Below are 12,313 nucleotides of genomic sequence, written 5' to 3'. Positions count from 1 at the left end.
CCTATGTAGCGGCCAGGCGCGGGGTGGGGGCAACCGCGCGCGCAGGGCCGGGAAAGTGATTTATACTGTATTCATATACAGTATTATTGAAAAAACACCATCCCTGGTTGTCAATATGTCACGCCTCACCTATCCCGCGCCGATCCCGCCAGGGAGCCCCGTTCAGCCCGTGCCGGCGACCCAGTTCGCCGGCGGCCCGCTGGCCCTGCACATCACGCATAAGCTCCACGCCGGCTTCCCCAGCCCCGCTGCCGACTACACCGCCGATCCGCTGGACCTGAATCAATACCTCGTAGATCGCGTCGCCTGCACCTTCCTCTTCGATGTGGCCGGCTGGAGCATGAGCGGTGCGCACATCGTCGAGGGCGACAAGGTGGTGGTGGACCGTTCCATTTCGCCCCAGCCTGGCCACGTCGTGGTGGCCATCGTCAATGGCGAATTCACCATCAAGCGCCTGCGCCTGGTCAACGGCGCCTACGAGCTCCACCCCGAGAACCCGGATTTCCGCCCGATCCGCTTCGGCGATGGCGAGCTGCTGGAGGTCTTCGGCGTGGTGGTGGGCGTGGCCAGGAAGATGCTGTGAGCACCCAGTCGCCCGGCCCGGCCGGTTTCGCCCTGGTCGACGTCAATAACTTCTACGTCTCCTGCGAGCGGGTCTTCGATCCCAAGCTGCGCGCGCGGCCGGTGGTGGTACTGTCCAACAACGACGGCTGCGCCGTGGCGCGCTCGAACGAGGCCAAGGCGCTGGGCATCAAGATGGCCGCGCCCTGGTTCATGATGCAGGACCTGGCCCGCCAGCACGGCATCGTGGCCCTGTCCTCCAACTACACCCTCTATGCGGACATGAGCAATCGTGTCACCGACGTGCTGCGCCAGTACAGCCCGCGCCTGGAGGTCTACTCCATCGATGAGAGCTTCCTCGCCCTGGACGGTCTGGCCGGCCTCTGGCCGAGCATGAGCGACATGGGCCAGGCCGTCCGCCACCAGGTCCTGAGCTGGGTCGGCGTGCCCGTCTGCGTCGGCATCGGTGCCACCAAGACGCTGGCCAAGCTGGCCAACCACATCGCGAAGAAGCAGCCGCAGTTCGCCGGCGTGTGCGACCTGTCCAGCCTGCCGCCGGCCGAGGTCGACCAGTTGCTGGCGAAGATTGAAGTGGGCGATGTCTGGGGCGTGGGCCGACGCATCACCGAGCAGCTTGCTCGCCTGCGCATCCGCACCGCGCAGGAGCTGCGCAATGCGCCCCTGAAGGCCATCCGCCAGCACTTCGGCGTGGTGATGGAGCGCACCTGCACCGAGCTGCGCGGTGTCTCCTGCCTCGCCTTGGAGGACGTCGCACCGCCGCGCCAGCAGATCGTCTCGTCGCGCTCCTATGGCGAGCGCGTGTCGGGCCTGCGCGAGATCGAGGAGTCCGTCAGCACCTACGCCGCCCGCGCCGCCGAGAAGCTGCGCGCGCAGGGCTCCACCTGCGGTGCCGTGCATGTCTTCGTGGAGACCGATCGCTTCAAGCTGGACGAACCGCAATACAACAACGGCCGCACCGTGCCCCTGCCCGAGCCGACCGACGATCTGCGGGTGATCGTCAAGGCGGCGATGTGGGGTCTGCGCCGGATCTACCGGCCGAGTTCCTCTACAAGAAGGCCGGCATCATGCTGATGGACCTGGCCGAGGGCCAGGCGCGGCAGGGCACGCTCTTTGGCAGCGGCGTGTCGGCAATGTCGTCGGCGCCGCTGATGGCCGCCTTCGACAACATCAACCAGCGTTTCGGACGCGACACCGTACGCCTGGCCAGCGCCGCCGGCCCGCACCGCTGGGCGGCGCGCTTCGAGCACGTGACGCCGCATTACACAACCGACTGGAAGGCGCTGCCGCGCGTGAGGTGAGCATGCAAGTGATCGTTTATCAGATGCGCCGCAACGGCGTGGAGATTGCCCGCGAGCTGCTGGGCGATGAGGCGCGCAATATCGGGGAGCTGCGGGTGGGTGTCTTCGAGGATGGAGATCGCCGCCGGCTGACCAAAGGAGCCCGGCTGCAGCGTGACAGCGGCGAGGTCATCATGGAGCTGGTGGATGTCCAGGTGGATGCCATCAAGGCCTCGCGCATGGTCATCAAGGGGATCGAGCGACGCCAGACCGAGCGCGGGCTGGTGGAGTTCGCGCAGGCCTGGCTGTGCGTGCAGGCTGGGACGCCGTTGCTGGAGACTTCGCGGGAGAGGTTTTTCAAGAACACCGGGGGAACCCAGCACTGACCCTGCACCAAAGCCAAATTTGTGTAATCGTGTGTATAATCTAGAATGCACTGCATGGACAGCGCAACCCTCATCAAACGACTCAAGGCCGACGGCTGGGAGCTGGTGCATACGGTCGGCTCACACCACCAGTTCAAGCACCCGAGCAAGCCCGGCAAGGTGACGGTGCCGCATCCCAAGAAGGATCTGCCGCTGCCCACGCAGAACAGCATTCTCAAGCAAGCCGGCCTGAAGTGAGGCCACCAGGAGAACTCATGCTCTATCCCATCTACGTCCACAAGGATCCAGACAGCGCCTACGGCGCGGCCTTTCCCGATTTCCCCGGCTGCTTTGCTGGCGCGGACAAACTGCAGGATCTGCCTGCCGCTGCGCAGGAGGCCGTGGAAGCGCACTTCCATGGCGAGACCGAGCCGATTCCGCATCCGAGCGTTCCCGAGGACTGGGCGGGCGATGAGCAATTCCAGGGAGGCTACTGGATGCTGGTGGAGATCGATCTGTCGCGCGTCAATGCCAAGGCCGTGCGGCTCAATGTGAGCTTGCCGCAGGGATTGGTGGCGCGTATTGATGCCGTGGCGCAGGCGCGGAGGATGTCGCGGTCAGCGTTTCTGGCGATGGCGGCGGAGCATGAGATGCAGGCAACTGTCGGCGGAGCCACTTAATTCGCGGCATAGCCGTTTATCGGCCCACCACACCCATCTCCCCTTCCGATGGTGTCCGCTTCCGGTTAATATTGAAACCTTTCTCTATATTCCGCTAGTCGCGCTTGGGGCAATTAGATGACTGCTCAGAGTTACAACGAGAAGAAAAAATGAAGAAAGTAATCTTGCTGGCACTATTGATGACGACATTCTGCACGGCAAGCGCAGGCTTCTACACGGGCAACGACCTCTACAGAATGCTAAACAGTAACGGGGCAGAAAGGAGTGCAGCACTTGGTTATGTGTCGGCAGTTTCTGATGCCCAGGATCACAGCCGGTTGCTGACAGCCGCTTCCATGTTGGCGAAAAACACATGGAAAGGCACCTATCCTTATCAATTCTTTTGCGTTCCAGAAAATGTTACCTCCGGGCAGTTGGCAGACATTGTGCAAAAATATCTTGCAGACAATCCAACGAAGCGTCATGGTGACGCGGCAGCATTGGTCTCTGCAGCCTTGATAACTGCATGGCCCTGCCAGTTTAACCCTTAATGACTTAGGCGATGCTGAAGGCTAGACAACGGACAAATCCCGCCCGGCCAATTGGTAAGATCTGAAGCGGACCACTTCGCTACCGATCCACTCATTCAAACAACCAAACTGCCCCTGCAACGGCTCAATCTCATTGCAGCCAAACACAGCAGCCGCCTTCGTCACATCCCCGAACCCTCCGGTGTTATTGGGCATAGTCCCCAGCAACTGCGGCGGCACCCTATGCGCGGCCAGCACATCATCCCGCGTGCAGTTCTTGATATTGAAGAATTCATCCTTGGCCGCAATCTCCGCCACCGGCAGGATCTGCACCCCGTCCTTCTTCCCCCCGGGCGCATAGAGAAACAGATTCCGAAAATTCCCCGGCCCCTTGCTGTTGCGCATGGCCTCGCGCAGCTTGTCCACGTCGGCCACGTTGCTCACCGTATCCGTCATGTACAGGATGAACCCCGCATGCGATCCATTGAGGTAATACCGCCGGCGAAACAGCGTGGCCGACTCATTGAGCCAGGCCGACTGCAGCGCGCTCACGTATTGCGGCACGCCGTAGATCTCCTGGTTGATGTCCGGTGCCTGCAGGTGCCACACCGAGTCCGGCGCAAACGCATGCGGCGCGCGCCAGCCGTCCACGAAGTAATACTGCCCCGGCACCACACCCACGCGCACATACTTGGCCAACGCCGGCTTGATCGCCAGCAGCTTGCCGGTGACGCTCTCCCGCCGCTCCGCATAGCAATTCCCGAACAACAGAAAATCCAGCGCCAGCCGCGTGAAGTCCGCCCGCGACAGCAGCGCCGAAGGCTCGAAGGTCGATGCCAGGATGTTGACCTTGCACCAGATGGCACTGGCGTGATGCACGCTCGCATTGAGCGAGCGCGCCAGGCCGCTCATGCTCAAGGGCGGCTCGTACCAGTCGCCATTGCGGTAGCACTCGATATCGCTGAGCATGTCGCGCCCTTCCAGCACCGGCGTGGGATCGCCAAACGTGAACACTTCGACCCCGGATGCGGCCCCGGGCGACCCTTCCGGCAGGGCAGGTGAAGAAGTTTCCGAAAACTCGGATGCCACCCGGCGGCGGCGCGATTGATGTTTCATCAGGTGATCTCCATGAATGAAGTATTGCTGGCCGTGCTGCCCTCGAAGGGCTCATAGTCCAGCGCGTGCATGATCGACCAGGCCAGGTCGGCATGGCCAGTCTCCTGCGAACGGCCGGCGTCATAGGTCACGGCCCGCCCGCTGGGCGTGAGAATCTTGCGGATGGCCATGAAGGACTGCGCAATATCCGTCCACCCGGCATCGAACTGCAGCCGCCCGGCGCGGATGATGTGCTGGGCCTTCAGCACCATGCGCGTCTTGACCTCCGGCGAGTAGCTGATGGCCGTCACCGCCGGGAAAAACTGCTTCACCAGCGGATACACCCCCACGCCCATGCCGGTGGTATCGATGCCGATGTACTGCACGTTGAAGCGCACGGTCATCTCCCGGATCAACTCGGCCTGCTCCGCAAAATCCTTGCCGCGCCACTGGTGCCGCTCCAGGATGCGGAAGTTACCGCCCGGCACCAGCGGCGGCGCAATCACCGAGCAGCCGGCACTGTCGCCGGTCAGCGATGGGTCATAGCCGATCCACACTGGCCGATGGCCGAAGGGCCGCGCCGTGAAGGGCTTGTAGTCATCCCAGTCCACCCACGAATCGACCATGCCGCGCTGCATGTCCGCCAGCGGAAACACCGACGCAGAATCGTCGATGAAATTGCACATCAGCAGGTTGTCGAACTGGTCGGGCGAATACTCGAAGTCGCGCAGCTCGTCGATATCGAACAGATCGCAGCCGCCGGCAGCAGCATCCATGATGGTGACGATCTGCCGCCAGATCTTGTCTTCGCCGGTGAAGCCGGACGACAGACGCTGATGGCTCACATCGATGCGCACCTGGTCGCTGGCCGCCCGCCGGCGATTGAAGGCCTCGCCGGTCCAGAAGGGATAGGCCTGGTGCGTCATCGCCGAGGGCGTGGAGAAATACGTCTTGCGCCAGCGCTTGTGCAGCGCCATGCCCGAGGCCACCTTGTTCAGCTCGGTGAAATTCTGCGTCCAGAAGAATTCATCGAAATAGAAATTGCCGTGGTAGCCCTGCGCCGTGCGCGCATTGGTACCGAGAAAATACAGGTGCGCGCCATTGGGCAGCACGATGGGATCGCCCGTGAGTTCCACGCCGCAGGCCTCGCGCGCGAACTGCACGATGTACTGCTTGAAGACATGCGCCTGCGACTTCGAGGCCGACAGAAAAATCTGATTGCGCCCGGTCTGGATCGCATCGATCAGCGCCTCGCGGGCGAAGTACCAGGTCGCGCCGATCTGGCGCGACTTGAGGATGGCCCGCGTGCGCTGGTGGCCGTTGCGGTACCAGACCTTCTGGTAATCGAAGAGCGAATCCTGGAAGGCCTCCACGATGCGCGCCTGGGCCTTTTCGCTGAAGGCGTTCTTCTCCGGCCGCCGCTTCGGTCCCGCATTGCGCCGGGCGATGTTGGGATTGAGATCGGTCTCGTTGCCGCCCGGCTGCTCATAGCGGCGCACACGCGCGGCCTGCACCAGCTGGCGCATGAGGGCATCGAGCTCCTTGTACTCGCCATTACCCTTTACTTCCTTGGCGATCAGTTGCACTATGCGCGCTTCAAGGGCGATCTCCACGCGCTCCAAGCGCGAGACCTTCTCCCAGGCGTCGCGCTGCTTCCAGCTGTTGACCGTGCTGCGCTTGATGCCCAGATGCCGCGCAATGGACGATACCCGCCACCCCGCAAAATACAGACGACGAGCCACCTGGCGCGGATCCGCCGCGGCCTCGATACGTAGTTCGATATCCTCAACAAGCTCTGCCATGCCGCCAGCGTAGGCGGCGCGCCTCTCCAGCGGGGACGCCCCGGCGTCGCTATCGCCCATAGCAACCCGCCCCGCATTGAAGCCCGTCGCCGCGCGACAGAAGATGGCGCTATCCGATCCACCCGATAGCGACACATCCCATGGCAACCAAAAGCAAGTTCTTCCGCGTGGCCACCGAAGGCGCCACCACCGACGGCCGCAGCATCACCCGCGAGCAGATCCGCCAGATGGCCGACACCTACAACGTGCGCACCTACGGCGCCCGCGTCTGGGTGGAACATCTGCGCAGCCTGCTGCCCGATGGCCCCTTCAAGGCCTATGGCGACGTCATCGCCCTCAAGGCCGAAGAGGTGCAGACCGAGCAAGGCAAACGCCTGGCGCTGTTCGCCCAGATCGAACCCACGCCCGCCCTGATCGCCATGAACAAGGCGCGCCAGAAGATCTACACCAGCATCGAGCTGGCCGACAAGTTCGCCGACACCGGCAGCGCCTACCTGGTCGGCCTGGCCGTCACCGACAGCCCGGCCAGTCTCGGTACCGAGATCCTGCAGTTCTCGGCCAGCCATCCGCAGGCCTCGCCTTTCACGCCGCGCAAGCACAAGCCCGAGAACCTGTTCTCCGAAGCCATCGAGGTCAATCTGGAATTCGAGGAAGACGGCCCCAGCCTGGCCGACACCGTGCGCCAGCTCTTCGCGCGGCTGGCCGGTACCGAGAAGAAGGCCGAGCACCAGCAGGCCGATGTCGCCGCCGCCATGCAGGCCGTGGCTGAACAGGTCGGCAGCTTCGCCCAGACCGCCAGCCAGGCGCGCGATGACGTGGCAAGCGCGCTTACCCGGCTCGCCGCGCTGGAGCAGCGCGTGGACACCGAAGCCGCCAGCGCCGCGCAGCTACGCCAGCGGCTGGACCTGACCGATCGCACCAGCAGCCAGCGCCCGCCCGCCACCGGCGGCAAGGGCGCCGCGCAGACTGATTTCTGAGCGCCAGCGCGCTCCCTTCCGAAGACCCTGGAGTTACCGCATGAAGAACACCACCCGCGCCGCCTACAACGCCTATACCGCCCGCCTGGCCGATCTGAACGGCGTGGCCGGCGGCGGCGTCCATGCCACCTTCTCGGTGGCGCCCAGCGTGCAGCAGAAGCTGGAAGACAAGATGCAGGAATCGTCCGATTTCCTGAACCGCATCAACCTGCACGGCGTCGACGAACTCGAAGGCGAGAAGATCGGCCTGGGCGTCTCCGGCCCCATCGCCAGCCGCACTGACACGCGCCACGACAAGCAGCGCCGCACCCGCGATGTCGCCACGCTGGCCGACCGCCGCTACCGCTGCGAGAAAACCAACTTCGACACCCACGTCACCTATGCGCGGCTGGATGCCTGGGCCAAGTTCCCCGACTTCCAGACGCGGCTGGCCAATGCCATCCTCAAGCGCCAGGCGCTGGACCGCATCATGATCGGCTTCAACGGCCTGAAGGTGGCGGATGACACGAACCTGGAGCAATTCCCCCTGCTGCAGGACGTCAACAAGGGCTGGCTGCAGCACCTGCGCGAGCAGGCACCCGAACGCGTCATGGGCCTGGTCGGCGAGGATCTGCCCGGCCGCGTCATCATCGGCAGCGGCGAGGGTGCCGACTATGCCAACCTCGACGCCGCCGTCTATGACGCCATCACCAACCTCGATCCCTGGTATCAGGAGGACACCGGCCTGGTGGTCATCGTCGGCCGCCAGCTCCTGCACGACAAGTATTTCCCGCTGGTGAACCAGACCCACGCGCCGACCGAGACGCTGGCGGCGGACGTCATCATCAGCCAGAAGCGCATCGGCGGTCTGCCCGCGCTGCGCGTGCCGTCCTTCCCGGCCAATGCCATGTTCATCACGCGGCTGGACAATCTCTCGATCTACTACCAGAACGGCGGTCGCCGCCGGCGCGTGGTCGACGAACCGAAGTTCGACCGCATCGAGAACTACGAGTCTTCCAACGACGCCTACGTGATCGAGGACGAAGGCCTGGCCACCCTGATCGAAAACGTGGTCCTGCAGGGCGATGCCGCCCGGGACAAGCCATGAGCACCCAATCCCCCGCCGCCCGCCACCGCGCCCGCGTGCTCGGCCAGCGCGCCGCCAGCAGCGGCGAGCCCGGCGGCGTCACCACCGGCAGCGCCTACGAGCTGATGCTGGTGCAGTTGCACGAAGACCGCCGCACGCTCTCGGCCATCCAGTCGGTAGAACGCAAGATCGAGATGAAGGCCACGCTGCTGCCCGCCTATCAGGCCTGGATTGATGGCGTGCTCACCGGCGGGCGCGGTGCCTACGATGAAGTGCTGGTGACGCTGCTGGTCTGGCACATCGACGTGGGCGAGATCGAGCGCGGCCTGCAGATTGCCGCCTATGCGCTCCGGTACCGCTTCGCCTTGCCGGACCGCTACCAGCGCACGCTGCCCACGCTGCTGCAGGACGAAGTAGCCGCCGCCTGCCTCACCGGCAAGCTGCGCGACCAGCCCGAACGTGCCCTCGCATTGCTGCAGCAGGTGCTGGAGATGACCGCCGACGCGGACACTCCCGACCAGGCCCGCGCCAAGCTTCACAAGGCCGCCGGACTGGCGCAGCTGGAGCTGGTCAACCGCGTGGAGCCGGAGGTCATCAGCGCGGCCACCGCCGAGCAGGCGCGCGCGGCCCTGCAGCACCTTACCCGCGCCACGGCGCTGCACGCCGGCGCTGGCGTCAAGAAGGACATCGAACGGCTGGAGCGACGGCTATCCAAGCTTGCCCCGCCGCAGTAAGGAGCACCCCACGGCGCCGGGGCGGCCCGGGAGCAAGTCCGGCCACGTGCCGCGCCGCGCTCCCGGCCACCGCCCCCCACTGAAACCACAGAGACCGCTGAGCCCACAATGCAGATCCTCAAGGACATCCCCGTCAGCAGCCCGCCCGCCAGCGCCGCTGCCCGCGACGTGACCAATGATGGCTTCTTCCCCGACATCAGCCTGGCCGCCATGCGCGAGGCCATGCGACTGGACGCCACCGTCACCGACGCCCGCCTGCGCCCGGCCATCGTCGCCGCGATGGCCAGCACCAACCAGTTGCTGGCGAGCTGGCAGCAGGCGCAGCGCGCTGCGGGCTGGACCACGCTGGCCGCCGTGCCCGCCGTGCAGCTGGACGGCGAGAGTCTCAACCTCGCGCTGTATCGTCGCGCCGTCTACAGCTTCGCCAAGGCGGACCTGTTCGAGGGCCATCGCGACATCGACACCACCGCCAGCAGCCTGGCCGACCGCAAGAGCATGGAATGGATGGACCTGGCGCCGGAGGTCCAGCGCCGCAACGCGCACTGGGCCGTCAATGACATCCTGGGCCGCCCGCATGCCACCGTGGAGCTGATCTGATGCAGGTGCGCAGCCAGCAGGGCGACACGCTCGATGCCCTCATTCACCGCTACCGGGGCGCGCAGCCCGGCCTGCTGGAACAGACGCTGGAGCTCAATCCGCACCTGGCTGCCTACGGCGCCATCCTGCCCAGCGGCACGCTGGTGAAGCTGCCGCCGCCCGACACCGCTCGCAGTACTGCCCCCGACAGCATCCGGCTGTGGGACTGAACCTGACCACCAAGGAGCCCGACATGGCCACCGAATCCGCCAGCGGCATCGCCGCACTACTCAAGATCTACGGCATCAAGGCCGTGCTCGGCATGCTGGGCGCAGCGCTGCTCTACATCGTCCTACCGCCGCGCAATGCCGACGGCAGTTTCAACGAGAAGGAATTCGTGGTGCGCCTGGCCTGTGCCGGCACCTTCTCCATCATGTTCGGCGACCTGGGCTATTCGCTGCTGCTGCAGTACCAGGCCGCCATCGCCAACGCACTCGGCCCCAAAACCGTCGATGTGATGATTGGTGCCCCCGCCTGGTGGATTACTCGCGCCGTCGCCCTGTGGATGCAGCGCCGACAGGGCAAGGACATTGCCGAGATCGCCCGCGATGTGAAGGAAACGCTGTGAACGCCACCGACAACCGCCAGGCTTTCCTGGCCATGCTGCGCTTCTCCGAAGGCACCTCCAATTCCCCGACCACGCGCGACCGCGGCTATGACCAGATCGTCGGCCGCACGCGCTTCACCAGCTACGCCGATCATCCGCGCGTGCGGGTTTGGATCCCGCGCATCCGCAACTGGTCCACCGCCGCTGGTGGTTACCAGCTGCTCATGCGCTACTACGACATCTATCGCCGCCAACTCAGACTGACCGGCTTCACGCCCGAGGTGCAGGATGCGATTGCGCTGCAGCAGATCCGCGAGCAGGGCGCGCTGCCGGACATCGATGCCGGCCGCCTGGCCCGCGCCATCGACAAGTGCCGCAACATCTGGGCATCGCTGCCCGGTGCGGGCTATGGCCAGTTCGAGCACCAGTACGTCGATCTGGAAGCCGCTTTCCGCCGCGAGGGTGGCAGCGCCGAGCTGCCGCTGGTGCGCTCCAGTGACGAACTGCACCTGGCCTATGCCGAGGCCGGGGGAGCGCTCGCATGATCGCGCCGGGCTGGTTGCGCGCGGGGGCGGTGCTGGCCGCCGTTGGCGTGGGCTGGACGGCGCAGGGCTGGCGGCTGCAGCGCGAGCTGGCTGACCTGCGCAGCGCCGAAGCACGCAGCAGACAAGCCGCTGCCGAAGCCCGCAGCGAACAGACGCGCCGCGTGCTGGCCAGCGAACGCGCAGCACGCGATGCCATCGACAATCTCACCCGCAATCTTGCCCAGCAGAAGGAGCGCCTCCAGCATGAACAAGACACTTACCGCGCTGGCCTGCGCAGCGGCGCTATTCGGCTGTCAGTCCCCATCGCCCCTGCCGCTGTGCGGCCCGGTACCGACCGCGCAGCTGCCTGCGCTGTCGCCGGAGCTGGCCAGCAAGCGCGCGCCGACCTTGCGCCAGCGGCTGCAGAATTCCTTGACGAACTCGCCGGCGAAGGCGACGACGCCATCCGCCAGCTCAATGCCGTAATCGACGCCTACCAGGCCGCCCGTGAAAGCCTCCATGTACAAGCCTCAGAATCTGCGCAGCTACCTGCTGCAGGCCAGTAGCGAGCTGGCCCGCGATCCGGACAAGCTCCACCTCTTCGTGGACGAAGGCCGCGTGGTGGCCACGGCCACGCCGGGACTGTCTTTCGAGTATCACTACGTGCTCAATCTGATCGTGACCGACATCGGGCTGGATCTGGATCTGATTTTCGTGCCGCTGCTGGCGTGGATGCGGGTGCATCAACGTGATGCCTTTGCGCTGCCCGCCGCCAGCCAGCGCGGCATGCGCTTCGAGGTCGACATGACCAGCGCCACCACGCTGGATCTGTCGATCCGCCTGGCGCTGACAGAACGCACGCTGGTGCATCGGCGGGAGGGTGGGCATCTGGAGGTCACGCACGCGGCCGAGCCGCAGCTGACACCGCCCTTCGAGGATGCGCGCTGGCAGCTGCGCAAGGAGGGGCAGGTGCTGGCTGAATGGTCGGTACCGGCACTGCCATGAGCGGCGATCTGCAACGACTGGAGGAGTGGGTTGGCGCGCTGCTGCGCCAGCTCGGTCCGGCAGAGCGACGCACGCTGGCGCGTGAGGTCGGTACCGAACTGCGGCGGGCGCATGCGCTGCTCATCAAGCAGCAGGTGGCACCGGATGGGCGAGCCTTTGAACCCCGCAAGCGGCGCAAGAAATTCACCGACAAGCAGGGACGCATCAAACGGCAGAAGGCGGCCATGTTCAATGGCTTGCGGACCAGCCGCTGGCTGAAGGTGCAGGCGGATGCGACGCAGGCGTCAGTGGGGTTCACGAACAAGGCGGCGCGGGTAGCACGGGTGCATCAGGAGGGGCGTAGGGATCGTGTGGCACCGGGTGGGGCGGAGTATGACTATCCGGTGCGGCGGTTGTTGGGGTTCAGTTCGGGCGATGAAGCACTGGTAAGGGATATCGTGCTGCGGCGGCTCGGTCGACGCAACAAATCGTGAACGTTGCAGATTGCAAATCGCGTAACTAATGGCACAATACG

At 65.1% G+C, this 12,313-nt stretch carries 19 protein-coding genes; 17 read left to right on the top strand and 2 right to left on the bottom strand.

The window, feature by feature from the left end; all coding sequences use genetic code 11:
• The first annotated feature begins 115 nt into the window (after window positions 1-115).
• The 7 genes from ACODSZ_RS15770 to ACODSZ_RS15740 all read left to right on the top strand — a co-directional run bounded on the left by ACODSZ_RS15770 (window position 116) and on the right by ACODSZ_RS15740 (window position 3,434).
• Window positions 116-583: a LexA family protein gene (locus ACODSZ_RS15770; protein WP_488928011.1), complete on the top strand. Its 468-nt coding sequence runs from the start codon at window positions 116-118 to the stop codon at window positions 581-583.
• Window positions 580-1,653, top strand: coding sequence for a Y-family DNA polymerase (locus ACODSZ_RS15765; RefSeq protein WP_488928010.1), 1,074 nt, complete (start codon window positions 580-582; stop codon window positions 1,651-1,653). The genes ACODSZ_RS15770 and ACODSZ_RS15765 overlap by 4 nt, the downstream gene beginning before the upstream one ends.
• Window positions 1,647-1,880, top strand: a complete 234-nt coding sequence (locus ACODSZ_RS15760; protein ID WP_488928009.1) for a DUF4113 domain-containing protein — start codon at window positions 1,647-1,649, stop codon at window positions 1,878-1,880. The genes ACODSZ_RS15765 and ACODSZ_RS15760 overlap by 7 nt, the downstream gene beginning before the upstream one ends.
• A 2-nt stretch (window positions 1,881-1,882) precedes the next feature.
• Window positions 1,883-2,245, top strand: coding sequence for a hypothetical protein (locus tag ACODSZ_RS15755; RefSeq protein ID WP_488928008.1), 363 nt, complete (start codon window positions 1,883-1,885; stop codon window positions 2,243-2,245).
• 54 nt (window positions 2,246-2,299) lie between these two features.
• Window positions 2,300-2,482 carry a type II toxin-antitoxin system HicA family toxin gene (locus ACODSZ_RS15750; protein ID WP_488928007.1) on the top strand — a complete coding sequence of 61 codons (183 nt, stop codon included), beginning with the start codon at window positions 2,300-2,302 and terminating at the stop codon, window positions 2,480-2,482.
• 17 nt (window positions 2,483-2,499) lie between these two features.
• Window positions 2,500-2,904: a type II toxin-antitoxin system HicB family antitoxin gene (locus ACODSZ_RS15745; RefSeq protein WP_488928006.1), complete on the top strand. Its 405-nt coding sequence runs from the start codon at window positions 2,500-2,502 to the stop codon at window positions 2,902-2,904.
• Between the two features lie 149 nt (window positions 2,905-3,053).
• A complete protein-coding gene (locus ACODSZ_RS15740; protein ID WP_488928005.1) occupies window positions 3,054-3,434 on the top strand; it encodes a Rap1a/Tai family immunity protein in 381 nt (126 codons plus the stop codon).
• A 21-nt stretch (window positions 3,435-3,455) separates the two neighbouring features.
• Here ACODSZ_RS15740 and ACODSZ_RS15735 read toward each other — a convergent pair whose 3' ends face one another.
• On the bottom strand, window positions 3,456-4,529 hold the full coding sequence (locus ACODSZ_RS15735; RefSeq protein WP_488928004.1) for a phage portal protein: 1,074 nt from the start codon (window positions 4,527-4,529) through the stop codon (window positions 3,456-3,458).
• Window positions 4,529-6,310, bottom strand: coding sequence for a terminase ATPase subunit family protein (locus tag ACODSZ_RS15730; protein WP_488928003.1), 1,782 nt, complete (start codon window positions 6,308-6,310; stop codon window positions 4,529-4,531). Before ACODSZ_RS15730 ends, ACODSZ_RS15735 begins: the two co-directional genes overlap by 1 nt.
• A 140-nt stretch (window positions 6,311-6,450) precedes the next feature.
• On the opposite strand from ACODSZ_RS15730, the gene ACODSZ_RS15725 reads away from it, so the two are divergent.
• The 10 genes from ACODSZ_RS15725 (at window position 6,451) to ACODSZ_RS15680 (ending at window position 12,272) form a co-directional block, all read left to right on the top strand.
• Window positions 6,451-7,287: a GPO family capsid scaffolding protein gene (locus ACODSZ_RS15725; protein WP_488928002.1), complete on the top strand. Its 837-nt coding sequence runs from the start codon at window positions 6,451-6,453 to the stop codon at window positions 7,285-7,287.
• Window positions 7,288-7,327: 40 nt separating this feature from the next.
• Window positions 7,328-8,374, top strand: coding sequence for a phage major capsid protein, P2 family (locus ACODSZ_RS15720; protein ID WP_488928001.1), 1,047 nt, complete (start codon window positions 7,328-7,330; stop codon window positions 8,372-8,374).
• Window positions 8,371-9,087 carry a phage terminase small subunit gene (gpM, locus tag ACODSZ_RS15715; RefSeq protein WP_488928000.1) on the top strand — a complete coding sequence of 239 codons (717 nt, stop codon included), beginning with the start codon at window positions 8,371-8,373 and terminating at the stop codon, window positions 9,085-9,087. Before ACODSZ_RS15720 ends, gpM begins: the two co-directional genes overlap by 4 nt.
• Window positions 9,088-9,195: 108 nt before the next feature.
• Window positions 9,196-9,684, top strand: coding sequence for a head completion/stabilization protein (locus ACODSZ_RS15710; RefSeq protein ID WP_488927999.1), 489 nt, complete (start codon window positions 9,196-9,198; stop codon window positions 9,682-9,684).
• A complete protein-coding gene (locus tag ACODSZ_RS15705) occupies window positions 9,684-9,893 on the top strand; it encodes a tail protein X (protein ID WP_488927998.1) in 210 nt (69 codons plus the stop codon). The genes ACODSZ_RS15710 and ACODSZ_RS15705 overlap by 1 nt, the downstream gene beginning before the upstream one ends.
• A 23-nt stretch (window positions 9,894-9,916) precedes the next feature.
• Window positions 9,917-10,291: a hypothetical protein gene (locus tag ACODSZ_RS15700; protein WP_488927997.1), complete on the top strand. Its 375-nt coding sequence runs from the start codon at window positions 9,917-9,919 to the stop codon at window positions 10,289-10,291.
• Window positions 10,288-10,815 carry a glycoside hydrolase family 24 protein gene (locus ACODSZ_RS15695; RefSeq protein WP_488927996.1) on the top strand — a complete coding sequence of 176 codons (528 nt, stop codon included), beginning with the start codon at window positions 10,288-10,290 and terminating at the stop codon, window positions 10,813-10,815. The genes ACODSZ_RS15700 and ACODSZ_RS15695 overlap by 4 nt, the downstream gene beginning before the upstream one ends.
• Window positions 10,812-11,360 (top strand): lysis system i-spanin subunit Rz, encoded by a 549-nt coding sequence (locus tag ACODSZ_RS15690; RefSeq protein WP_488927995.1) that lies wholly within the window; start codon window positions 10,812-10,814, stop codon window positions 11,358-11,360. The genes ACODSZ_RS15695 and ACODSZ_RS15690 overlap by 4 nt, the downstream gene beginning before the upstream one ends.
• On the top strand, window positions 11,314-11,799 hold the full coding sequence (locus ACODSZ_RS15685; RefSeq protein WP_488927994.1) for a phage tail protein: 486 nt from the start codon (window positions 11,314-11,316) through the stop codon (window positions 11,797-11,799). Before ACODSZ_RS15690 ends, ACODSZ_RS15685 begins: the two co-directional genes overlap by 47 nt.
• Entirely contained in the window at window positions 11,796-12,272 is a 477-nt protein-coding gene (locus ACODSZ_RS15680) for a phage virion morphogenesis protein (protein ID WP_488927993.1), read from the top strand. The genes ACODSZ_RS15685 and ACODSZ_RS15680 overlap by 4 nt, the downstream gene beginning before the upstream one ends.
• Window positions 12,273-12,313: the final 41 nt, after the last annotated feature.

The organism is Herbaspirillum sp. FG34, assembly GCF_057809315.1.
The sequence above is the reverse complement of the archived record's forward strand: the minus strand, read 5'-3'. Positions and strand labels throughout refer to the sequence as shown.

What these genes read in the sequence shown, in the direction of transcription:
- ACODSZ_RS15740 (WP_488928005.1), top strand. Translation starts at nt 3,054, where the DNA reads ATGAAGAAAGTAATCTTGCTGGCACTATTGATGACGACATTCTGCACG.
- ACODSZ_RS15725 (WP_488928002.1), top strand. Translation starts at nt 6,451, where the DNA reads ATGGCAACCAAAAGCAAGTTCTTCCGCGTGGCCACCGAAGGCGCCACC.
- ACODSZ_RS15690 (WP_488927995.1), top strand. Translation starts at nt 10,812, where the DNA reads ATGATCGCGCCGGGCTGGTTGCGCGCGGGGGCGGTGCTGGCCGCCGTT.
- ACODSZ_RS15760 (WP_488928009.1), top strand. Translation starts at nt 1,647, where the DNA reads ATGCTGATGGACCTGGCCGAGGGCCAGGCGCGGCAGGGCACGCTCTTT.
- ACODSZ_RS15710 (WP_488927999.1), top strand. Translation starts at nt 9,196, where the DNA reads ATGCAGATCCTCAAGGACATCCCCGTCAGCAGCCCGCCCGCCAGCGCC.
- ACODSZ_RS15720 (WP_488928001.1), top strand. Translation starts at nt 7,328, where the DNA reads ATGAAGAACACCACCCGCGCCGCCTACAACGCCTATACCGCCCGCCTG.
- ACODSZ_RS15755 (WP_488928008.1), top strand. Translation starts at nt 1,883, where the DNA reads ATGCAAGTGATCGTTTATCAGATGCGCCGCAACGGCGTGGAGATTGCC.
- gpM (WP_488928000.1), top strand. Translation starts at nt 8,371, where the DNA reads ATGAGCACCCAATCCCCCGCCGCCCGCCACCGCGCCCGCGTGCTCGGC.
- ACODSZ_RS15730 (WP_488928003.1), bottom strand. Translation starts at nt 6,310, where the DNA reads ATGGCAGAGCTTGTTGAGGATATCGAACTACGTATCGAGGCCGCGGCG.
- ACODSZ_RS15750 (WP_488928007.1), top strand. Translation starts at nt 2,300, where the DNA reads ATGGACAGCGCAACCCTCATCAAACGACTCAAGGCCGACGGCTGGGAG.
- ACODSZ_RS15705 (WP_488927998.1), top strand. Translation starts at nt 9,684, where the DNA reads ATGCAGGTGCGCAGCCAGCAGGGCGACACGCTCGATGCCCTCATTCAC.
- ACODSZ_RS15685 (WP_488927994.1), top strand. Translation starts at nt 11,314, where the DNA reads ATGTACAAGCCTCAGAATCTGCGCAGCTACCTGCTGCAGGCCAGTAGC.
- ACODSZ_RS15770 (WP_488928011.1), top strand. Translation starts at nt 116, where the DNA reads ATGTCACGCCTCACCTATCCCGCGCCGATCCCGCCAGGGAGCCCCGTT.
- ACODSZ_RS15745 (WP_488928006.1), top strand. Translation starts at nt 2,500, where the DNA reads ATGCTCTATCCCATCTACGTCCACAAGGATCCAGACAGCGCCTACGGC.
- ACODSZ_RS15700 (WP_488927997.1), top strand. Translation starts at nt 9,917, where the DNA reads ATGGCCACCGAATCCGCCAGCGGCATCGCCGCACTACTCAAGATCTAC.
- ACODSZ_RS15735 (WP_488928004.1), bottom strand. Translation starts at nt 4,529, where the DNA reads ATGAAACATCAATCGCGCCGCCGCCGGGTGGCATCCGAGTTTTCGGAA.
- ACODSZ_RS15680 (WP_488927993.1), top strand. Translation starts at nt 11,796, where the DNA reads ATGAGCGGCGATCTGCAACGACTGGAGGAGTGGGTTGGCGCGCTGCTG.